The 20577-nt window shown below is 50.4% G+C and carries 20 protein-coding genes; all 20 read left to right on the forward strand.

Translation table 11 applies throughout. The features are described 5' to 3' along the window. The 20 genes from PAEVO_RS24350 (at nucleotide 1) to PAEVO_RS34715 (ending at nucleotide 20463) form a co-directional block, all read left to right on the forward strand. On the forward strand, nucleotides 1-465 hold the full coding sequence (locus PAEVO_RS24350) for a DUF420 domain-containing protein (protein WP_098741840.1): 465 nt from the start codon (nucleotides 1-3) through the stop codon (nucleotides 463-465). Nucleotides 466-467: 2 nt separating this feature from the next. Further along, nucleotides 468-692 carry a hypothetical protein gene (locus PAEVO_RS33570; protein ID WP_133120353.1) on the forward strand — a complete coding sequence of 75 codons (225 nt, stop codon included), beginning with the start codon at nucleotides 468-470 and terminating at the stop codon, nucleotides 690-692. Nucleotides 693-1331: 639 nt separating this feature from the next. Further along, the gene (locus tag PAEVO_RS24355) at nucleotides 1332-2033 is read left to right on the forward strand and encodes a hypothetical protein (RefSeq protein WP_243390915.1); all 702 of its coding nucleotides are present in this window, start codon (nucleotides 1332-1334) and stop codon (nucleotides 2031-2033) included. 75 nt (nucleotides 2034-2108) lie between these two features. Continuing rightward, nucleotides 2109-2510 carry a GntR family transcriptional regulator gene (locus PAEVO_RS24360; RefSeq protein ID WP_100540086.1) on the forward strand — a complete coding sequence of 134 codons (402 nt, stop codon included), beginning with the start codon at nucleotides 2109-2111 and terminating at the stop codon, nucleotides 2508-2510. Between the two features lie 6 nt (nucleotides 2511-2516). Next, entirely contained in the window at nucleotides 2517-3419 is a 903-nt protein-coding gene (locus PAEVO_RS24365; protein ID WP_100540087.1) for an ABC transporter ATP-binding protein, read from the forward strand. Between the two features lie 22 nt (nucleotides 3420-3441). Then, a complete protein-coding gene (locus PAEVO_RS24370) occupies nucleotides 3442-4344 on the forward strand; it encodes an ABC transporter ATP-binding protein (protein ID WP_100540088.1) in 903 nt (300 codons plus the stop codon). After that, nucleotides 4337-5641, forward strand: coding sequence for an ABC transporter permease (locus PAEVO_RS24375; RefSeq protein WP_100540089.1), 1305 nt, complete (start codon nucleotides 4337-4339; stop codon nucleotides 5639-5641). Before PAEVO_RS24370 ends, PAEVO_RS24375 begins: the two co-directional genes overlap by 8 nt. A gap of 188 nt (nucleotides 5642-5829) precedes the next feature. Then, a complete protein-coding gene (locus tag PAEVO_RS24380; protein WP_100540090.1) occupies nucleotides 5830-7044 on the forward strand; it encodes a TraB/GumN family protein in 1215 nt (404 codons plus the stop codon). 364 nt (nucleotides 7045-7408) lie between these two features. Further along, nucleotides 7409-8266, forward strand: a complete 858-nt coding sequence (locus PAEVO_RS24385) for a carbohydrate ABC transporter permease (RefSeq protein WP_100540091.1) — start codon at nucleotides 7409-7411, stop codon at nucleotides 8264-8266. Continuing rightward, nucleotides 8263-9147 carry a carbohydrate ABC transporter permease gene (locus tag PAEVO_RS24390; RefSeq protein WP_100540092.1) on the forward strand — a complete coding sequence of 295 codons (885 nt, stop codon included), beginning with the start codon at nucleotides 8263-8265 and terminating at the stop codon, nucleotides 9145-9147. Before PAEVO_RS24385 ends, PAEVO_RS24390 begins: the two co-directional genes overlap by 4 nt. A gap of 54 nt (nucleotides 9148-9201) precedes the next feature. Further along, complete coding sequence (locus PAEVO_RS24395) at nucleotides 9202-10587, forward strand: ABC transporter substrate-binding protein (protein WP_100540093.1); 1386 nt, start codon at nucleotides 9202-9204, stop codon at nucleotides 10585-10587. A 133-nt stretch (nucleotides 10588-10720) separates the two neighbouring features. After that, a complete protein-coding gene (locus PAEVO_RS24400; protein WP_100540094.1) occupies nucleotides 10721-11728 on the forward strand; it encodes a LacI family DNA-binding transcriptional regulator in 1008 nt (335 codons plus the stop codon). 329 nt (nucleotides 11729-12057) lie between these two features. Then, nucleotides 12058-13422, forward strand: coding sequence for a cytochrome ubiquinol oxidase subunit I (locus PAEVO_RS24405; RefSeq protein WP_100540095.1), 1365 nt, complete (start codon nucleotides 12058-12060; stop codon nucleotides 13420-13422). Next, on the forward strand, nucleotides 13419-14435 hold the full coding sequence (locus tag PAEVO_RS24410) for a cytochrome d ubiquinol oxidase subunit II (RefSeq protein WP_100540096.1): 1017 nt from the start codon (nucleotides 13419-13421) through the stop codon (nucleotides 14433-14435). The genes PAEVO_RS24405 and PAEVO_RS24410 overlap by 4 nt, the downstream gene beginning before the upstream one ends. 69 nt (nucleotides 14436-14504) lie before the next feature. Then, complete coding sequence (gene cydD / locus PAEVO_RS24415; protein ID WP_100540097.1) at nucleotides 14505-16325, forward strand: thiol reductant ABC exporter subunit CydD; 1821 nt, start codon at nucleotides 14505-14507, stop codon at nucleotides 16323-16325. After that, entirely contained in the window at nucleotides 16322-18049 is a 1728-nt protein-coding gene (gene cydC, locus PAEVO_RS24420; protein WP_100540098.1) for a thiol reductant ABC exporter subunit CydC, read from the forward strand. The genes cydD and cydC overlap by 4 nt, the downstream gene beginning before the upstream one ends. 83 nt (nucleotides 18050-18132) lie before the next feature. After that, the gene (locus PAEVO_RS24425; RefSeq protein ID WP_100540099.1) at nucleotides 18133-19011 is read left to right on the forward strand and encodes an AraC family transcriptional regulator; all 879 of its coding nucleotides are present in this window, start codon (nucleotides 18133-18135) and stop codon (nucleotides 19009-19011) included. 78 nt (nucleotides 19012-19089) lie between these two features. Beyond that, nucleotides 19090-19836, forward strand: a complete 747-nt coding sequence (locus PAEVO_RS24430; protein ID WP_100540100.1) for a phytanoyl-CoA dioxygenase family protein — start codon at nucleotides 19090-19092, stop codon at nucleotides 19834-19836. A 28-nt stretch (nucleotides 19837-19864) separates the two neighbouring features. Further along, nucleotides 19865-20335: a sugar phosphate isomerase/epimerase family protein gene (locus PAEVO_RS24435; RefSeq protein WP_243390918.1), complete on the forward strand. Its 471-nt coding sequence runs from the start codon at nucleotides 19865-19867 to the stop codon at nucleotides 20333-20335. Next, nucleotides 20332-20463 (forward strand): hypothetical protein, encoded by a 132-nt coding sequence (locus tag PAEVO_RS34715; protein WP_279300477.1) that lies wholly within the window; start codon nucleotides 20332-20334, stop codon nucleotides 20461-20463. Before PAEVO_RS24435 ends, PAEVO_RS34715 begins: the two co-directional genes overlap by 4 nt. The last annotated feature ends 114 nt before the right edge of the window (nucleotides 20464-20577 follow it).

Here is a 20577-nt window from a genome sequence, read left to right on the forward strand (position 1 = left end):
ATGGATTGGTTTTTTATATTTCCCACGGTCAGTACAACGTTTATTGTCATCAGCGCCGTGCTGGTAGCGATTGGCTGGGGTCTTATTATTAAGGGGAAGCGCGAAGCCCACAAGAAAGTGATGATCTGGGCGGCCGTCGCTGCGGTCATCTTCTTTATCATCTATTCCTCGCGCACCGTATTCATCGGCAACACGTCATGGGGGGGTCCCGATGATCTGCAACCGTATTATCAGGTATTCCTGGTCTTCCACATTGTGCTGGCTACCGTAGCCGCGGTCTTCGGAATTACGACATTGACCCTCGGCTTTAAGGAGAAGTATTCCAAGCACCGCAAGTGGGGCAGAGTCACGTCGATCATCTGGTTCTTTACCGCCATTACCGGCGTAGCCGTGTATACCTTGCTGTACCTGTTATATCCGGGCGGGCATACCCAGCCTGTGTGGAAAGTGATATTTGGAATGTAAGCGTGGGAGAACACCCGTCAGAGAAATCTGGCGGGTGTTTTTTATATTGGGCAGGCCGGCTCATTCAGGAGCATTGTGAGGGCAGAGGTGGGGGAGTGAATCCGTTCCGGTCGCTGTTGAAACCAGGAAACTGGGATGAGATGAGAGGGTTGTTTCCCGGTTTCAAAGGCGAGCGCCAGGTCTCCTCCACGGCTACACTCCCCTTGTGCAGAGAAGCTCTTGAATGAGCCGCGGCAAGGGAGAGTAACACCCGGCAGGAAGCCTCTGACGGGTGTTTAGAGTGTGAGGGCAGAGGTGGGGGAGTGTAACCGCTCCGGTCGCTGTTGAAACCAGGAAACTGGGATGAGATGAGAGGGTTGTTTCCCGGTTTCAAAGGCGAACGCCAGGTCTCCTCCACGGCTACACTCCCCTTGTGCAGAGAAGCTCTTGAATGAGCCGCGGCAAGGGAGGATGGCACCCGACAGGAAGCTTCTGACGGGTGTTTAGAGTGTGAGGGCAGAGGTGGGGAGTGAATCCGTTCCGGTCGCTGTTGAAACCAGGAAACTGGGATGAGATGAGAGGGTTGTTTCCCGGTTTCAAAGGCGAGCGCCAGGTCTCCTCCACGGCTACACTCCCCTTGTGCAGAGAAGCTCTTGAATGAGCCGCGACAAGGGAGAGTAACACCCGGCAGGAAGCCTCTGACGGGAATTTTTTTACAACTTCTATTGACACTGTTTATATACACACTATATACTGTGTATAAAGATATACACAGTGAGCACAGTAATCACACTAAGCACAGTAAAACTTAAACTGCGATGATAACAAAATGAATATATGAAGAAATGAAAGGGTGAGACGCATTGCAACAGGTTTTCCATAATGCGATGAAGATCGTAAAGAAAGACTTCGTTAGCGACAAGCTGCAAATGGTATGGACCATGCTGTTTATGGTGTATATGGGATTTGCCACAAGCGTTATCATTGACAATCAGTTTGAACATTTGAATGAGTACATCAACCCACTGATTGACTTTCTATTGGTATTCTACGCTCCGTTGTTGGGGTTTCTATTTAGCAGGAGGTCTTTCCGCTATCTGAACGAGGATTCGTACACCCGGATGCTGTATTTTTACCGGAGTATACCGGTACCGGCCTCGGCCATCTTCGTAAGCCGGATCATGTACTCGCTGATTGCTTTTGTCATAAACGGCATCGTATTATTTGGAGTCATTTATGCGATAGGCAATCATATTAGAGCCGCAATGGATTTCCCGAGCTATATTGCATTTATACTGACCTGGATCGGCATCGGATTTTTAATAACGGGACCCTATATTTACTGGGAACATATGTGCAGTGGTAAGAGGTACTTCGGAAATTCCCTTCTGGTGATGGCGCTAACCTCCGGAACGGCCGTTATGCTTAGCTTGCTGGGCTACAGCATTTTTTGGTTCGTTGTGAGAGCCTCCATGAAATGGGGCCTGTTATCTCCGGTCATGTGGGGATCGCTGATTATTGGACTGGCGGCTATGCTGCTTATGAGCAAATTAACCTACATTCGGCAGCAGACCCGGGATTTATCATGAAGGATATGAAGATGAATCCGTATGGCATTCTAATGGAGCGGATTTATGTACTAAAGAAAAGCGAGGTGGTAAAAGGTGCGACTTCTGATACAGATCAATGAAAATAGCGCAGAGCCTTTATATCACCAGATTGAAACACAGCTGCGCTCGCTCATTATTAGCGGTCAGATCGAGGAGGGAACGTTATTGCCATCCATTAGGGAATTTGCCGGGAATCTGAAGTGTAGCGTTATTACGGTGCGCAGGGTGTATCAGGATCTTGAGAATGAAGGGTTGCTGCGAACGAGACAAGGTACGGGAACTTTTGTTGCTGGTGTCGGCGACCAGGCCCGTGAACAATATAAACGCGACGCGGTGATTGAGGCGTTAAGGATAGCAGTGGATAAAGGGCTTTCCGTTCAATTTAATGAAGATGAATTGAAAGAAATGTTCATGGAAGTTGTTCGGGAAAAATATGACGCAAAAGGAGGTCGCTAACATTCCATGGAACCGCATGTTATTGAATTTCGTAATGTCATAAAACGACGGAAAACGAAAACCATCGGTCCGATCCAATTATCGATCCCTCAAGGGTATATCGTTGCCCTGGTGGGACCTAATGGTTCGGGAAAAAGCACGCTGCTGAACATGATGATGCAGACCGTGTTTCCGGACGAAGGGGAGATTACCTGGTTCGGTGAATCTCACCCGAGAGAGCTTCCGATCTCCATTCGAAAACAAATGGGATTCGTACCCGAACAGCTGAGCGTAGAGGAACAGCATATGACGGCGGACGAAGCGGCCAGCTTTCGTGCATCCTGGTATGACACTTGGGACGGTTATTTTTTCGATGAGCTGCTATCCCGGTTCGATGTCCCGCGGGGCGTAAAACTTCGCAAGATGTCCAAAGGGGAACGGCGCAAGTTTGAGATCGCCGCTGCACTTGCCCCTAGGCCCAAGTTTTTGCTCCTGGATGAACCTTCTTCGGGCCTCGATCCTTTCGCTTGGAAGCTGATGATCGATCAGCTGCAGAAAGTGATGAAGTCCATGGATACAACGATTGTGCTCTCCACCCATGTGGTGGATGAAATCCGGCGTCTGGCGGACTACGTCATTCTCATCCATCATGGGAAGCTGCTGGGCATGGTGGAGAAGGATTCGCTCCTGGATAACTGGAAGGAGTGCTGGATCCAAGGGGATACCTCCATTGCCGAGGAGCTGCCGGGTATTCTGAGCTGCAAACAAGAGACAGCGACTACGATTTCTTTTATAACAACGGAATGCTTGGAAGTGGAGAAGATCCTGCAGTCTGCAGGCATCCCGTTCATTCAGACCCGTTCCCTGGAGCTGGATGAAGTGCTTCGATTATGGATTGACGGAAACATTCCTGCCAACGTGCAGAACTAGGATAGAGAGGGGTTTTTACGATATGCAACGCTTGCAATTAGACAATGTAGTTAAGATTTATGCAGACAAAACGGCGGTAAACCGGATTTCGCTTCAGGTTGAGGAAGGTGAAATCTACGGACTGCTCGGGGCGAACGGCGCCGGCAAAACAACCACCATGCGGATGGTGCTTGGGCTGATCTACCCGGATGACGGAACGATTCTGTATAACGGCAAGCCGTATAACAAAGAGCTGCGTCACATTATGGGTTATTTGCCGGAGGAGCGCGGGTTATACCCGAAAGTGAAAGTCAGCGAGCAGATTTCCTACTTGGCACAGCTGCGGGGCATGTCCGCGAAAGACGCGGATAAGAGTCTGAAATACTGGTTGGAACGGTTTGAAGTACCTGACTATTACGATAAGAAGATTGAAGAGCTCTCCAAGGGTAACCAGCAAAAAATGGGCTTTATCGCAGCGGTTGTCCATGATCCGCAAATTCTGATTCTGGACGAAGCCTTCAGCGGACTGGATCCAGTGAACGTCGAACTTCTGAAATCAACGGTAAAAGAACTTCGCGACAAGGGCACGAGCATTCTGTTCTCCACCCACCGGATGGAACATGTCGAGGAGTTGTGTAAGAACATTACTATACTGCATCGCTCCAATACGGTAGTGAAGGGGAATCTCAAGGATATCAAATCCAAGTACCCTCGTGAAGAAGTGGTGCTCGGTACGTCGGGTGAAGTCCGAGGCCTTGAAGCCCTGCCTGGCGTAACGGCTGTGGAGCGAACAGAGGACGGCTACTCCATCCGGATCAGCCAGGTTGAGGCAGCGCAAAACATTTTGAATAAAGCCATGTCGCAAAGCACGATCCATCGGTTTGAAGTGAAGGAGCCGACACTCAATCAAATCTTCATAAAGGCGGTAGGTGAATCCAATGAATAATATGTGGACCGTTATCCGATTTACATTCATGAATAAAGTAAGAACGAAGTCCTTTCTCGTTTCAACGTTGATTTTTGCACTCATTATTACGATCGGGATCAATCTTCCTTTTCTGATCCAAATGTTTACGGGAGATAAGGCAGGATCCGAAGAAACCACCCGCATCGGTCTGGTTTATGGACAGGAGCAGACGCTCGCCGAACAACTGGAGACTACTTGGAGTAACCTGCCGTCAACCTCCTATGAATTCGTCAAATACGAAGCGGCAGATGAGGCAGCTCTGAATAAGGATATTAAGGATGGCGTAATCGAAGGTTATTTGAAGTTTGAAGCACAAGAAGGCAATGCGTTCCCGACCGTGGTCTACAGTTCTGAAGACGAGGCCATGAGCCCGGAACTGCAATCCAATCTGCAAGCAGCGCTGCAAGTGGCGAAGACGCGCAGCATTGTAGAAGGATTGGATTTGTCCGAAACGCAGATCAATGAGCTGAATACGCCGGTTCAAATCGACACTCGGGGTATCGACCCTACAGAAACAGGTAACGCAGGCGGAGCTTCCGGTGAGAATGAAGGGGCTTCGGAGGTAATTAACTACATCGTCGTGTATGCACTGATTATTCTCTTCTTCTTCACTTTGATGGGAACAGGTAACATGATCGCTTCAGAAGTAACGACAGAGAAGAGCTCCCGCATTATGGAGATTTTGATTACAAGCGTATCTCCGCTGAGCCAAATGTTTGGTAAGGTTATCGGCATGTTCCTGCTGGGACTGTCACAGATCGCGGCATTTGGAGTTGTGGCCGCCGTGAACTTGATGCTGCCGCACAATATGGATACATTGAAGGACATGAATCTCGATCTGACAGCGATAGACCCGATGCTGCTGGTGTTCGGTTTGGTCTTCTACATCCTTGGCTATTTCTTGTATGCGATGCTCTACGCGGCCATTGGTTCGATTGTCAGCCGGACCGAGGATTTGGGGCAGGCGGTCATGCCGATCACGATGCTGTCGCTGGTGGCGTTCTATATCGCGATCTTTAGCCTAAGCGCTCCGAACTCGATGCTGATGAAGGTGTCTACTTACATCCCGTTCATCTCGCCGACCACGATCCTGGTACGGATCGGACTTGGTAACATTCCATTATGGGAGATCCTGCTCTCGCTGGCGATCCTGGTCGTAGCCATTCTCGTCTTCGGCTGGCTGGCTGCGAAAATCTATCGCACCGGTGTCCTGATGTACGGCAAGCGCCCTACATTCAAGGAGCTTAGAAAAGCGATGAAGGCTTATAAGATGTAAGCATAGACAGTACAAGAAGTTATGGTTGCTGAAAGCAAGAAAGTAGAAGATAAGGGTTCGCCATAACGACAATATCGGTATGGCGAACTCTCATCAATCTATGATCATAAATGAAGCCCCATGGCGGTTATTCTTTGTCACAAACTAAGTAGTTTCAAAACTACACGAGAATAAAGGAGATTACATAAATGAAAAATTGGAAAAAAATGCTCTTGTCCCTCGCGATTTCGGTTGGTTTGCTCGCTTCGGCAGTGCCTGCCATGGCAGCGCCACAGCAGCCGGCAGTAAAAGTCGATAACCAAGTTGTTCACTATTCGCTTGGTACACCGATGATAGATAAGGGCACAACGCTTGTTCCGCTCAGAACAACGCTCCAGGCTCTGGACGTGCAACTGACGGGTGCTGCAGATGACACCATTACTGCGGTGGTGGATGGTAAAACCATTACCCTGAAAGGCAAACTGAAACGAATCCATGGTGTAACCTATGCGCCCATTCGGGTTGTTGGGGACGCTGCGGGTTATAAGGTTAGCTGGGATGCGAAAACTCGCTCCGTTCTGCTGGTTTCCAAAGAAACGGAAACCGTGCAAGCGGGTGGCCGCGGCTTCATGTGGGAAGTGGAGAGCAACGGGAATACGGTGTACCTGGTAGGCTCCATGCATATCGCGGATGACAGCTTCTACCCGCTGCGTCCGGAGTTTGAAGAAGCATTTGCCGAGGCGGACTATTTGGGTGTCGAGATTGATATCAGCAAAGCGGCTGATGAGGAGCAGCAGAAACTGATCATGGATCTGGGCATGTATCAGGATGGGACAACCTTGAAGGACCATGTATCCAGTGAGACCTATGCCAAGCTGGGCGAAATTCTGAAGCAAAGCGGCATGCAGCCGAATGCACTCGATGCATTCAAGCCTTGGGTTGCCGAAACCACAATTAGTAGTCTGAAATCCGTGAAAGCCGGGTACGACGCATCAGCTGGAATCGACCTGTATTTCATCCAGAAGGCCATCGAACGCAAAGTGCCGATTCTGGAACTGGAAACTTATGAATCCCAGCTGGGCATGTTTGATAACTTCTCCAAAGAGCTGCAGGAGAAAAACCTCAATACCGCCCTCGATAACTTCGACGTGCTGGATGAGAGCGTGAACCAGATGGCCGAAATGTGGAAAACGGGCAATGATGAGCAGCTGCTCGAGTTCACAAACAGCATATCGGGTGACGAGGAATATAATAAAGCGATGCTGATCGACCGCAACATCGGCATGGCAGACAAAATCGACGGGTATTTGAAAAACGGCAAAAACGAAGAGTATTTCATTGTGGTAGGGTCAGCCCACTATCTGGGTGAGCACGGCATCGTGAAGCTGCTTAAGGATAAAGGCTATACTGTCGTTCGCAAATAAATAGCGGCAGGGTTGTAGTCTACGGGAACCAAAACCTTCCAATGATCGTCATTCGATCACTGGAAGGTTTTTTAATGGTAAGAAAGGGGCATGCCGAATCTGTATCTAAATGATTAGCAAAGCAATGCAGCGCTTTCATTTCTCCAAAAAAAGAGTTGATAATTGGGAAATCATCCTCTATGATATTGTCATCAGACCGATATGGAAAATTAAAGCACTTTAACTTTTATGTTTACATCATCCTATGAATGCCTTGAAACAGGGCAAACTTTATATTGAAAGTTAAAGCGTTATAATTTTCATAATAAAAAGAAAGGTTGGTGTTTACGTGACCCATCGCGAAAGCCGGCGGCAGACGTTATACATGTACCTCTTCATTGCTCCATGGCTTATCGGTTTCCTTGTGTTTGCCTTGTATCCGATTCTGTCATCCCTTTATTACAGCTTCACGGACTATGACATTATCCATCCGCCGAAATATGTCGGCCTGGCGAATTACATCGAAATGTTTCACAATGATCTGTTTTGGAAATCCGTTGTGGTAACGGTGCGGTATACGTTTATAAGCGTACCGATCCAACTGCTGCTGGCACTCGGATTTGCGCTCCTGCTCAATACGAAAATACCGTTCCGCGGATTTTTCCGCACCGCCATGTACTTTCCGAGCATGGTATCCGGCGTGGCGATGTCACTGCTGTGGTACTGGATCTTTAATCCATCGATCGGCCTGTTCAACTACGTTCTGTCCTGGTTCGGCATCCGTGGCCCATCTTGGCTCATGAGTCCGGATTATGCACTTTACGCTCTGATGATTATGTCCTTCTGGACAGTAGGCTCAGGCATGATTCTGTTCCTCGCGGGGCTCATGAGTGTACCTGCAAGTCTCGTGGAAGCCGCCAAGCTTGACGGTGCGGGACGCTTCCGGATTTTTCTGAATGTGACGCTTCCCATGATCTCACCGGTGCTATTGTTCCAGCTGATTATGGGGGTCATTGACTCCTTCCAGGTATTTACGCAAGCGTATGTCATGACCCAAGGCGGTCCGAACTACTCAACATGGTTCTATGTTTACAACCTGTACACCAGCGCCTTCAAAGAATACCGGGCTGGATACTCCTCCGCTCTCGCGTGGGTTCTGCTGATCGTTGTCATGCTGTTTACGGCACTTATTATGAAATTCTCGAACCGTTATGTTCATTATGAAGGAGGCGGACGCAGATGAGTAACATTCCGGCAGCCAGTCCTTCGACTTCACCTTCTACGAATAAACGCCGGCGCAAAATCGATGCAATAAGCATTGCCAGCTTTATTGCCTTAGTGGTCACTACCTTTCTCATGCTCCTGCCTTTGTTTTTCATGGTCTCGACCTCATTGAAATCGAAGAAGGAACTGCTGAAGTTTCCTCCGACCTTTTTGCCGGATTCCTGGCAGTGGAGCAACTACAAGGAAATTTTCGAAACGCTGAACTTCGGCCAAATGTACATGAACAGTCTCATTATCGGCATTCTCACCGTGGTCGGCACCCTGTTGTCGTCGTCGCTGGCAGGCTACGGCTTCGCCAGATACCGGGGCAAGGGCAGCAACCTGTGGTTCATGCTGATGCTCAGCACCATGATGCTTCCTTATCCGGCGATTATGATCCCGCAGTTCATTCTTTTTTCCAAGCTGAACTGGATCGATACGTTCTTGCCGCTGATCGTACCTGCATTTTTCGGCTCGGCATACAACATCTTTTTGCTGCGCCAGTTCTTTTCCACCCTGCCGGATGAGCTGTTTGACGCCGGACGCATGGACGGTTGCGGCGAGCTGCGGATGTGGTGGCGGATTGCCTTGCCTCTGTCTGGCCCGGCACTTGCAACCGTTGCGATTTTTGCCTTCATTTACAGCTGGAACGACTTGCTGACACCCGTGCTCTACCTAAGCTCATCGGATAAATTTACGCTTCCGGTCGGTATGTCTTCCTTCACCTCGTCGCGGTTTCGCATTCCGCCGTGGCATCTGCTCATGGTTGCCTCCGTGCTGGCCATGCTGCCAATCGTCACTTTATTTGCGATAGCCCAGAAACGATTCGTTGAAGGAATTGTACTTACAGGCATCAAGTAAAGACCCCGCCGCAGCGGCGGCAAAAAAACTTGAGTATATGGGGGACTGTAGATCATGAACAAAAGAAGGATTAAAAAGACCTATGCACTTCTGCTTGCGTTCAGCTTGCTCGTCGTATTGGCATTGTCCGGCTGCAGCGGCGGCAAATCAGCGGGAGAAGTGGCTCCCGCAGGCAAAGGCGATAGCGCTGGCTCTTCAGGCGAGCAAGTAACGATAACGCACTACACCATGGATTCGGAAGACCGCACGTTTATTGAAAAGCTGGTTCCGGACTTTGAAGCCAAGCACCCGAACATCAGGGTCAGAATAGAAAAGGCACCTTACGAGCAGTTCGACAGCAAGCTGCAGACGCTGATCGCCGGCGGTAAATCGCCTGATGTGACAAGCCACTATGGCTACGGTGGCTTTGCGGAATATTTCAACAAAGATATGCTGCTTGATATGAGCGACATGATAAAAGAAGACGGATTTAAAGCATCCGATTACAGCATCCCGGATGACCTCATGGAAATTTATACCGTCAAAGACCATGTATACGGCATTCCGGTCAATATGTATGTGACTCTCATGCTCTATAACAAAGACATGTTCGATGCTGCCAATGTTCCTTATCCTCCAAGCGATTACGAGGACAAGAGCTGGACGTTTGACAAAATGGTCGAAGATGCAAAGAAAATGACTCATGTATCCGACGATATCGCTAAAACACAGTATGGCGTCGACTTCACATGGTCCGAACGCGATATGCGCCCGCTGTATTTCGGCGTTGAGCCCTACTCCCAAGATACCTGGACCAACGGTGGCGTGCCTTCAGAGACTCATTTCGATTCTCCTGAAGTGATCGCAACCTATAACAAACTGTTTGACCTGATTTTAAAAGATAAGGTTTCCCCGACGACGGAATGGAGTAAGAGCGTAGCCGGGCAAAATGGCGATGCATTCGTAACCGGCAAGATTGGCATGACCGTCAGCGGTTCCTGGAGCCTGGCCGGCTCCAATGACTTCCCGTTCAAGGTCGGCGTGGCTGCAGTTCCTGCCGGCGGCAACGAGAAGATCCGCAGCGTGCTGTTCGTCGATCCCCTCTTTATTCTGAAAGATTCCAAGCATCCGAAGGAAGCTTTTGAATGGATCAAATATCTGGTCAGCGATGAAGTTCAGGAAAAATCCATTGACCTGAGCGGCGGCAACCCTCCTGTCAATACGAAGGCAGCCGAGGCTTATTACAAGCATTTTGAGGGCATCGATCCGGAAGATGTGAAAAAGGTTTACGAAGGCGCTGTCAAATACGGCTTTGAATCCTACAATCACCTGATCACCAACTATTCGCAGATCAACGACATGTTCATCAACGAAATGCAGCCGATCGATACCGGACATAAGACCGTTGAAGAAGTGATGCCGACGATCCAGAAAAAAGTCATGGAAATTATCAAACGTTAAAACAAACTTATCGCACCGTCCCGAAAGGGGCGGTGCTTTTGTTAAATTAGCTTCGCGGCCAGGCCTCCGTGCATGTATACTAGTGTTAAGTCAATGTAAACGTACGGAAAATCTGCCGCAAGGAGTATAAACCATGAAGGTTAGTATATTTGACGTAGCCAAAAAATCGGGACTCTCCGTCGTGACGGTTTCACGTGTCTTAAACGGTGCCGAATCGGTTCGAGAGAAAAACAGACTTAAGGTTCTGGAGGCCATCAAGGAGCTTGATTACCGTCCCAATGCGGCTGCCCGGAGTTTAGCACGCGGTAAGACAGGGATCGTCGGCTTGATTGTGACCACCCTTCAGGACTCTTTCTTCGACGCTGTGGTCAAGGAGCTGAATGAGGTGCTGGCACTTCACGGTTATTTCCTCGCCATTTCGGTCTCTACGGGCATAGGCTCCGACGAAGCCCATTATCTGATTCAGGAAGACCGCGTGGACGGACTGATTCTGCTCTCACCAATGGAAGAAGACAACTATATCGTGGAATTGAAACGGCGGAATATCCCTTATGTCCTGATAGACAACCAGAAGCCGGATAATGACGCTTATTCCGTCACTATAGACAACTACAAAGGCGGTTATGCCGCAACGAAGCACCTGCTTGATCTCGGCCATACCTCCATTGCGCATATCAGCGGGCAGGATATGTTCCGCAGCACGAGAGAACGCCGCAGCGGCTTTCTGCAGGCGCTTGAGGAAAGGAGCCTGGCGCCGTTCGAAATGATTACGGGCGATTTCGAAATCGACTTTGGCTATGATGTCTGCCGCAAATGGCTGCGGGAAGGACGACTTCCTACCGCCGTATTCGCAGGCGATGACAATATCGCGCTCGGGGTTATGAACGCTCTTCTGGAAGAAGGCATCCGGGTTCCAGAACAGGTAGCCATTGTGGGTTATGACGATCAGTATATTTCATCCAAGCTGCGCCCCCATTTGACAACGGTCCGGCAGCCTACTGACCGGATTGGGCTTGCCGCAGCGGATATGCTGCTAAAGCGCATGGATGGTACGATGAAACGAGGGGGCAATGTTCGGATTGACCCTGAGCTTATCGTAAGAGAATCTACGTTCAGACCTGCAGAAAGTGCGTCCGAATAAATAGAAAAACATAGAGTCCGTTGTTTCATTCAAAGAAGAGTGCCTGGTCCCCGTATTTACGGGGACTTTTTCTTTTTTATCGAATGTACGAGTAGATGAGTATGCAGCTTCAAATACCATACATCGGTTAATAGATCAATGACTCGATGGAGTGATTTTTTTGTTTTTCACCGAGTTGTCGGAAAGATACGATTGTTTTTTGAACGAGAGGCTTTCGTGATTCATTTGAGACATGGCTTCGTTATAATAACGTTTAAATATCGGGTATGTACTTATTAGGGTCAATTCCGATCAACGAATGAACAGGGCTTGAAAGGAGGCAGTATCTCGTGGTTATAGATACGGTGCTGTGGAGCAAATGGCTGACGGGGCTAACCTTGGCGTTTCATGTCATTTTTGCCACGGTTGGCGTGGGTGTTCCGTTAATGATTGCCATTGCCGAATTTGTCGGTATACGTAAGAAGGATCCCCATTACACGCTCATGGCCAAAAGATGGACGCGCGGGTTCGTTATTTCGGTGGCGGTTGGCGTGGTGACTGGAACGGCGATCTCCTTGCTGCTTGCGCTTGTATGGCCGAACTTTATGCAAGTGGCGGGGAATGTTATCGCGCTCCCGTTATTTATGGAGGTTTTTGCGTTCTTTTTTGAAGCCATTTTCCTGGGGATATATATGTACACGTGGGATCGGTTCCGCAACCCGTATATCCATTGGCTGCTGACGATTCCGATTGTTGCCGGGGCAGGCATGTCCGCTGTTTTTATTACGACGGTGAACGGATTCATGAATCAACCTGGAGGCTTTGTCATGGAGGCAGGCCACTTTACGGCGGTTAACCCGCTGCAGGCGATGTTGAATACGGCGACGCCTTCAAAAGTATTCCATGTTCTAACCTCGGCCTATTTGACGGGAGCTGCCCTGCTGGCAGGAATCGCAGCCTACGTGATTCTGAGAAAAGGGGCCACGGCATATTACAAGAAAGCATTGAAGCTCATGATGGCGGTTGTTCTGGTGTTCAGCTTGCTGACAACCTTAGCCGGGGATATGTCGGCCAAGTTTTTGGCGGAGCATCAACCGGAGAAACTGGCGGCCGCAGAATGGCATTTTGAAACGGAAAGCGGTGCGGATTTGATATTACTGGGCTGGCTTAATGCAGAGCGGGAGGTCATGGGAGCTATCCACATTCCGAAAGCGCTTAGCTTCCTGGCCTTTGGAGACTTTGATGCCGAGGTAAAGGGGCTGGAGGAGTTTCCGCTTGATGAAAGGCCGCCGCTGCTTGTCCACTATTTGTTTGATTTCATGGCCGGGATCGGTTTTGTTATGTTGGCCGTTGCGGTCCTGTATTTCCTGTTTTTGTTCTGGAAGAGACGCAATGAGCTCAACAAGTGGCTGCTTCGGGCCATTGTTTTTAGTGCGCCCCTTGCATTTTTGGGCGTTGAAATGGGCTGGTTCTATGCGGAGCTCGGGCGGCAGCCATGGATTATCCGCGGATATATGCGCGTAGAGGAGGCGGCTACCACTTCACCGAATGTAAGGATTCTCTTTTTCCTCTTCCTGCTATTGTATATTGTGCTAGGGACCATGTGTGTCTTTGTACTGAGACGCTTGTTCCGTAATAAACCGGCAGAAGCCGAGCTGGACGAGTTCGTGAAAGAGAAACGCGATCAATCCACGGGAAAGGGTGAGCCGGTATGATCCATTACGAGTTGATAGGCATCTCGGTTCTTTGGCTGTTTTTATACGGCTATCTAATCATTGCCTCCATTGATTACGGTGCTGGTTTTTTTGCCTTCTATGCCCGTCTGACGAAGCAGGACCACCTGATCAATCGATTGATATCGCGCTATTTATCGCCGGTCTGGGAGATTACCAATGTGTTTTTTGTCTTTTTCTTTATCGGCATCGTCGGTTTTTTTCCGGACACGGCCTATTATTATGGCTCTGCGCTGCTTATACCGGGAAGCATCGCCATAATTCTGCTGGCGATCCGCGGCTCCTTTTACGCGTTTGAAAATTACGGCTCCAAAGAAAATATCGTGTATCTGTTTTTATATGGAGCCACAGGTTTGCTGATTCCGGCTTCCTTGTCGGTAGCATTAACGCTTTCCGAAGGCGGTTTTATTGTGGAAAGAGGCGGGGCTGTTTCTTTGGAATATTGGACACTGATGACGAGTCCGTTGTCGTGGAGCATCGTTGCATTGGCCATCGTATCGGTGCTGTTTATAAGCGGATCGTTCCTGGCCTTCTACGCCTCCCGGGCGGACGATCAGCCAGCGCTAAAGCTGGTGCGCACCTATGCCCTGTTTTGGAGTACGCCCACCATTATTGCCGCGCTTACGGCATTTATTTTCCTCAGTCAGCATAATGAGCGGCATTTTCAAAACATGATGGATTTATGGTGGCTGCTGGCGCTTTCCGTCGGTTTTTTCATGATAGCCGTATGGCTGCTGTACAAAGGACGCCGCTACGGACTGGCTTTTATTTGTGTCATGCTGCAATTTTTCTGTGCGTTTTTTGCATACGGTATCGGGCAATATCCTTATATTCTGGATCCGTACATTACCATTCAAAGCGGAGCCACGCATGAGTCGATGGGCGCTGCGCTTGTGGCAGCCTTTATCGGCGGTCTATGTCTGCTGATTCCGTCTCTTATACTGGTCTTCAGGCTATTCCTGTTTGATGCGGATTATGTAAAAGGCAAAAAATAATAATCGTGTGTGGGTATCACTTCATTTGGGAGCACCTTGCAGCGGTTTGGTATAAAGGAGGGGAGTTAGTTGAGGGGGAAAACCACTCTGCTGGCTGAGCAAATGTCCGCACAAAGGAAACGGTTGATTCTCTTGGGGTTCATGTCGCTTGGGCTCGGTGCAGCCATGGCAGGCCAAGCCGCGCTGCTCGCCGAAGCGGTCCAGAGGATTTTTGTGCAGCGGGCTTCCTTTTCGACGGTTGTTGTCATACTTGGCGCCTTGCTGGCTGTGATGGCTGCGCGGACGCTGCTGTCTTATGGAAACGGGATCATCGGCTTGCACATGGCTGCCAGTGCCAAGACGGAGATGCGAGCAGCGGTGCTGCGTAAGCTGGCCCATGCTTCCGTAGCTTCCGCGTTTCGTGGACAAACGGGCGGAAAGGTCAGTGTGGCGCTGGATGCCGTAGACGAGGCCGACAGTTATTTCAGCCAGTATATCCCGCGTATGATAGAAGCCTCCATCATTCCTGTCCTGATTCTGGTCATTGTTTTTACGGAGCATATGAATTCCGGCTTGATTATGCTGTTTACCGCCCCCTTTATCCCGATTTTTATGGTGCTTGTGGGGCTGAAAACGAAGAACAAATCGGAGGAGAAATTCGCACAGCTGGCCGAGTTTTCCGGTACGTTTCTCGACTCTCTTCAAGGGCTGGTTTCGCTCAAGCTGTTTGGTCGGACGGAACATCAGCAGCAGGAAATTGAACGCAGCAGCCTTGGCTATCGGGATGCAACGATGGGCATTTTACGGATTGCGTTTACCAACACCTTCATGCTGGAATCCATCGTCATGCTTAGCATTGGCGTTGTTGCGCTTGAGCTGGCGCTGCAGCTTCTGGTTTTCAAAACGCTTTCCTTCCACACCGCCTTTTTGATCCTGCTGCTGGTGCCCGAGTTTTACAGCCTGCTAAAAAACACGGGAACTGCTTTTCACAGCGGTCGTACCAGCATGGGGGCCATCCGAAAAGTAGAGGAGATGCTCACGGAAACAAGGGAGGCAGGGGCAGTGACAGATGGGCAAGAGAGCGCCGGGAAAAAAGACAGAACAAACGGGGACAATCCGATGGATACGGCGGATAAGCCTGGGACAGCCGATCTGGGTTTGATTCGGATGCCGCCAACCATCGAACTGAGGGATGTCCGGTTTCGGTATGCGCCGGATTCGTTCGAGCTTGAAGCCGGCGCCATGTCGTTTGGACCAGGGGAGCAAATCGCCATCGTCGGTAAAAGCGGATCCGGCAAAACCACCTTGCTGCATCTCATTGCCGGACTGCTTGCGCCAACGTCGGGAGAAGTGCTGGTGAACGGACGTCCGCTTGCACAATACGATGAGGCTTCATGGTTTGATCATGTTAGCTACATTACCCAGCATCCGTATATTTTTGCCGGCACGTTTGCCGACAATATTGCGATTGGAGCGGGCAAGGACGTCTCCAGGGACGAAGTGCTGCAGGCGGCGGAGGCTGCCGGACTTGCTGCGGTTGCAGCCGAGTTGGAGCAGGGCTATGACACCTTTGTCGGCGAAGGGGGCCGGGGATTGTCAGGCGGCGAGAAGCAAAGGCTGGCGCTGGCGCGTGCTTTTTTGAAGCAGCCTGCCGTTATTTTGTTTGATGAGCCCACCGTCGGATTGGACTTGCACACCGAACGCGTCTTACAGCGGTCCATTGCCGAGCTTGCAAGCAAAGCGACCATGATTACGGTGGCGCACCGCTTGTACACGATACGGCATGCCGACCGGATATTGTTTATGGACAACGGAGCGCTGCTGGACAGCGGGCGACATGATGAGCTTCTAGCGCGTGTGCCCCAATATGCTGACATGGTGGATGCCCAGCGGAAAGGGGGACTCGTATGAATGAGCTGGCTATTTTAACCAAGGCGATGATTCAGGAACGGAAGGATATTGCCATCGCCATTATCGGAGGATTCGTTGCGGGCATCGCAGGTGTATGCCTCTTCGCCGCAAGCGGGTATGTGATCTCCCAGACTGTATTTGCCCCGCCGCTCTATACCTTGATTGTGCTGACGTCCCTGGTAAAAATACTGGGTTTGCTGCGGGCGGCAAGCCGCTACGCGGAACGCTTGTATTCCCATCGGGCGACATTCTCTCTGCTCAGCCGTTTGCGTACATCCTTTTTTGCCAAGCTGGTTCCTTTGACGCCAGGGATATTGGGTAAAAAACGGAGCGGAGAGCTGCTCGCACGGATCGTTGGGGATGTAGAGAGTTTACAGCATTACTTTCTGCGCGTCGCCTATCCGCCTGTCATTGTGGTCATGGTATTTCTGGCTACGGTTTTGTTTACTTCCGCCTTTTCATTCTGGATTGCCTGTTTGTTTGTGCTGGGGATGCTGGCAACGGCTTTTGTGGTTCCGGGACTTGTTCTCCTTGGGCAGAGGAGGATATATGGCCGCGTTCGCCAAGAACGAGCGGCGCTTTCCACTGAAGTGACCGAAATGCTTTACGGTTTCCGCGATTTGAAAGTATACGGGCAAATGAAAAAGCGCGAGCAGCAGCTGCAGCGAACCTCGGCCGCATTGGCAGCGGAACAGCAAACGGCAGCCCGGCATTTGCTGCGCGGGCAATCGCTGCATGTTTTTGTATCGTATCTGATTTCATGGGGCGTACTGATTCTTGGCGCCTATTTGATTATGGACGGCTCGCTGGCCGGCGTATTTCTCGCCATGCTGGTCATGGCTTCGCTTACGGTGTTTGAAGAAGCCGCGCCAATGGCCACACTGCCTGCTTATAAGCTGGATAGCGAACATGCGGCAGCTCGGCTTGCGGAAACGGTTCATGCCGCAGATAAGCAGCCGCCGCAGCCAAGCGGTGTCCTCCCTATCGGGAAGGCCGTTTCCATTGAGCTGAGCGGTGTTTCCTTTCAATATGAAGATGAATGGCGCCCAGCGCTGAAGGACATTTCCCTCTATCTACCGCCGGGATCTAAAACCGCCATTGTCGGGCCGAGCGGATCAGGGAAAACCACCCTCATCGAATTGCTGCTCAAGCTGCGTTTACCGACAGACGGCCAGATTCGTTTGAATGATACTTCGGTTACGGAACTGGATGAAACGAGCATTTGGCAAGCCTCAAAGGTGGTGCTGCAGCACAGTCATTTCTTTCGGGGCACCATTCGGGACAACCTGCTGCTGAATGAGGAACATCATTCCGATCAAGCGTTGTCGGTTATACTGGATAAAGTGCAGCTGACGAACAAGTCCCTGGACGATAGGGTGTATGAAAAAGGGGAGAACTTGTCGGAGGGAGAGAAGCAGCGCTTAGCCTTGGCCCGGGCGATGCTCCGAGAGGGATACTTATGGCTTCTGGACGAACCGACGTCTTCACTGGATTACGTTACGGAGCAGCGTGTTTTTCGGCATCTGCTGGCGCAAGCGGTTAACGATACGCTTGTTCTGATTTGCCATCGGCTGACCGGCTTGGAAGAGATGGACCGGATTGTAGTCATGGACCAAGGCAGGGTCATTGAAGCGGGCACGTATGCAGAGCTGATGGAGCAAAAGGGATATTTTTACGAAATGAAACAAATTGAGCTGCAAATGATCGGCGAAGACGGATCATAGGGTAACAAGCGAGTGTATGCAAGCGATTGATATGACAACATGGTGCACGTCTTTAATCATTGCGCTGAAAAGGAGTGTCTTAAGTGCAGACCAAGCAGCCTCCCAGGCTAACCAATGAAGAGTACCAATTGCAGCCCCACGCGCCTGTTCAGGTGTTTCATGGCATTCATCCGGGAACGATTCCGCTGCATTGGCATGAATTTTACGAGCTGAGTTATGTGGTTTCCGGAAAAGGCGAGCACAGGCTCAATGGTTCCTCGTATCCGCTGTCTTCCGGAACTATCTTCTTGCTGACGCCCGCTGATTTTCATGAGCTGGTTTCCTTGGAAGAGGAACCTCTTAAAATCTATAATGTCATTTTCACCGAGGCTATGATGGGTGATCACATCTACCATTGGTTATTCGGCGGGAAGCTTCTGCTGCAAGCACAGCTTGAGGAGAAGCAGCTCCCGGGGGTATTCGCCGACTATGAACGGATGAGGGAGGAAAACGGAGCCTGGCGGGAAGGCAGCGAGATCGCGATCCGGGCTACGCTTCAGCGGCTGTTGGTGGATCTGTATCGGGGCAGCGCCGCAAATCGCCTCCTGCCTACGAACGGGACGAAAGATCGGCAGCTCAACATAAACCTGCAAAAGGCTCTAATCTACATTCATCATCATTTCCGTGAGGATTTGAGATTGGAGGATGCAGCGGGCCAGGCCCAATACTCGGCTACTTATTTCAGCGAATGTTTCTCGAAATCCGTGGGGCAGTCTTTTCAACGTTATCTGCAAAATGTCCGAATGCAATTCGCCGAATCGCTGCTTCAGGCATCCTCGCTGCCCGTTACCGAAATTTGTTACGCTTCCGGCTTTAATACATTGGGGCATTTTGAAAGGGTGTTTCGTCAGCGAAAAGGAATATCTCCCCGCCAGTACCGCAACAAGGCTGAGATAACCGAAGATATGCAGCATTTATCCTAACGAATGTGCAGTATGGCTCTGACCGTCCGGGATATAATGACCACAGTTAACGAAATCCTTACTTGACTGGAGGTTATGATGATGACAACGCAAGCCCTTTCGAAACAGGAAGTTGAGTTTTATAAGGAATATGGGTACTACTTGTACAAGAAGCCGTTGTTTAGTGCCGAAAAAATGCAGGTTCTGACATCCATCTTTGAAGAGCAGCTGGAGGAGAAGGGCAGCAAATTATCCGACGAGCTGGATACGCCGCATTTCCGTGACGAAAGGCTGCTGGACTTTCTGTTATCCGATGAGGTGCTTGATCTGGTAGAACCGATCATCGGCCCGAATATCGGATTGTGGTCCAGCCACTTTATCTGTAAAGATCCGCACGTCGGACGTGCTACGCCATGGCATGAGGATTCGGCTTACTGGAACGGCAGATTAAGCAGCTTTGACAAGATTATCACCGTATGGCTGGCGATCGACCGCAGCTGGAAGGAAAACGGATGCATGCGAGTTATTCCGGGCACGCACCGTAACGGTTTCTCCGATTATGAGGAAGTGGACCGGGCGAGCCATTTGTTCGACACCCAAATCAAGAGCGGTTCCGTCGATGAGTCTCAAGCGGTTTACTTCGAGTTGGAAGCGGGAGAATGCTCGCTTCACGATTCGCGCATCATTCACGGCGCGGCGCCGAATACTAGCCCGTACCGTCGCTGCGGCTACACCATGCGGTATTTCTCAACGGAAGCGCTTGTCTATCCGGATAAGAACCCCGGCTTTAAGGTGTGGCTGGCCCGCGGAAAGAATATAGCCGGAACGAAATTCGTCAACGAATAACCTGAAGGGGAAAAGGAGAATTCGCGAATTGAATATTCAGCTGTATAAAGCCCTATGGGGCATGGAAGGAAGCTGCAGGGACCAATTGACGCGGGCTGCACAAGCCGGTTACGCGGGGATTGAAGCCCCGCTGCCTCCTCGGGATCTGGAACGCGAATTCAAAGACCTGCTTGCCGAACTGCAGCTTTACTATATTGCCCAGGTGGTCACTTCCGTTCCCCATCAAGAAACCTTCGCCGAGCAGGTACGCCGGGCTGCCGATTTCGATCCGAAGCTGATTGTGTCTCATAGTGCCCGGGATGGCATGAAGATAGAGGACCAATTGCGTTTTTTCGAAGCCGCGTTAAAGATCGAGCAAGAGGTCGGCTTTACGATCGGCCATGAAACCCACCGATCGCGGGCGATGTTCACGCCATGGACAACGCGCCGCTTGCTGAAGCATGGTGGACACGAATTGTCCAATACCGGAGCGAGCAAGGGTTCAGCTATACCAGCATGACGCCTGAATTCGGGCCTGCCCATTCCGGTTACATGCATACGCTGCCCTTCACAGGAGCTCCTGTTACGGATCTATGGGACGTAAACGAGTGGATGGCCAAACGAATTTCTGAACGGATGACACCATAACAAAAGAAACTAAAACAAGCCGGACCATGAAGGTTCCGGCTTGTTATTCGTTCGTTTGGAAAGTCAGCCTTGTCCAATCATTCACGCACGGCCGACAGCCATCCAAGCATGCCC

Origin of the sequence: Paenibacillus sp. GM2FR (assembly GCF_002803325.1) — a bacterium.
Taxonomy (GTDB): Bacteria; Bacillota; Bacilli; order Paenibacillales; family Paenibacillaceae; genus Paenibacillus_AQ; species Paenibacillus_AQ lautus.

Excerpts from the sequence above, each read along its gene's own strand:
- PAEVO_RS24355 (WP_243390915.1), top strand. The coding sequence starts at position 1,332 with ATGAAGATCGTAAAGAAAGACTTCGTTAGCGACAAGCTGCAAATGGTA.
- PAEVO_RS24370 (WP_100540088.1), top strand. The coding sequence starts at position 3,442 with ATGCAACGCTTGCAATTAGACAATGTAGTTAAGATTTATGCAGACAAA.
- cydC (WP_100540098.1), top strand. The coding sequence starts at position 16,322 with ATGAATGAGCTGGCTATTTTAACCAAGGCGATGATTCAGGAACGGAAG.
- PAEVO_RS24385 (WP_100540091.1), top strand. The coding sequence starts at position 7,409 with ATGTACCTCTTCATTGCTCCATGGCTTATCGGTTTCCTTGTGTTTGCC.
- PAEVO_RS24380 (WP_100540090.1), top strand. The coding sequence starts at position 5,830 with ATGAAAAATTGGAAAAAAATGCTCTTGTCCCTCGCGATTTCGGTTGGT.
- PAEVO_RS24350 (WP_098741840.1), top strand. The coding sequence starts at position 1 with ATGGATTGGTTTTTTATATTTCCCACGGTCAGTACAACGTTTATTGTC.
- PAEVO_RS24365 (WP_100540087.1), top strand. The coding sequence starts at position 2,517 with ATGGAACCGCATGTTATTGAATTTCGTAATGTCATAAAACGACGGAAA.
- PAEVO_RS24375 (WP_100540089.1), top strand. The coding sequence starts at position 4,337 with ATGAATAATATGTGGACCGTTATCCGATTTACATTCATGAATAAAGTA.
- PAEVO_RS24400 (WP_100540094.1), top strand. The coding sequence starts at position 10,721 with ATGAAGGTTAGTATATTTGACGTAGCCAAAAAATCGGGACTCTCCGTC.
- PAEVO_RS24430 (WP_100540100.1), top strand. The coding sequence starts at position 19,090 with ATGATGACAACGCAAGCCCTTTCGAAACAGGAAGTTGAGTTTTATAAG.
- PAEVO_RS34715 (WP_279300477.1), top strand. The coding sequence starts at position 20,332 with ATGACGCCTGAATTCGGGCCTGCCCATTCCGGTTACATGCATACGCTG.
- PAEVO_RS24390 (WP_100540092.1), top strand. The coding sequence starts at position 8,263 with ATGAGTAACATTCCGGCAGCCAGTCCTTCGACTTCACCTTCTACGAAT.
- PAEVO_RS24395 (WP_100540093.1), top strand. The coding sequence starts at position 9,202 with ATGAACAAAAGAAGGATTAAAAAGACCTATGCACTTCTGCTTGCGTTC.
- PAEVO_RS24410 (WP_100540096.1), top strand. The coding sequence starts at position 13,419 with ATGATCCATTACGAGTTGATAGGCATCTCGGTTCTTTGGCTGTTTTTA.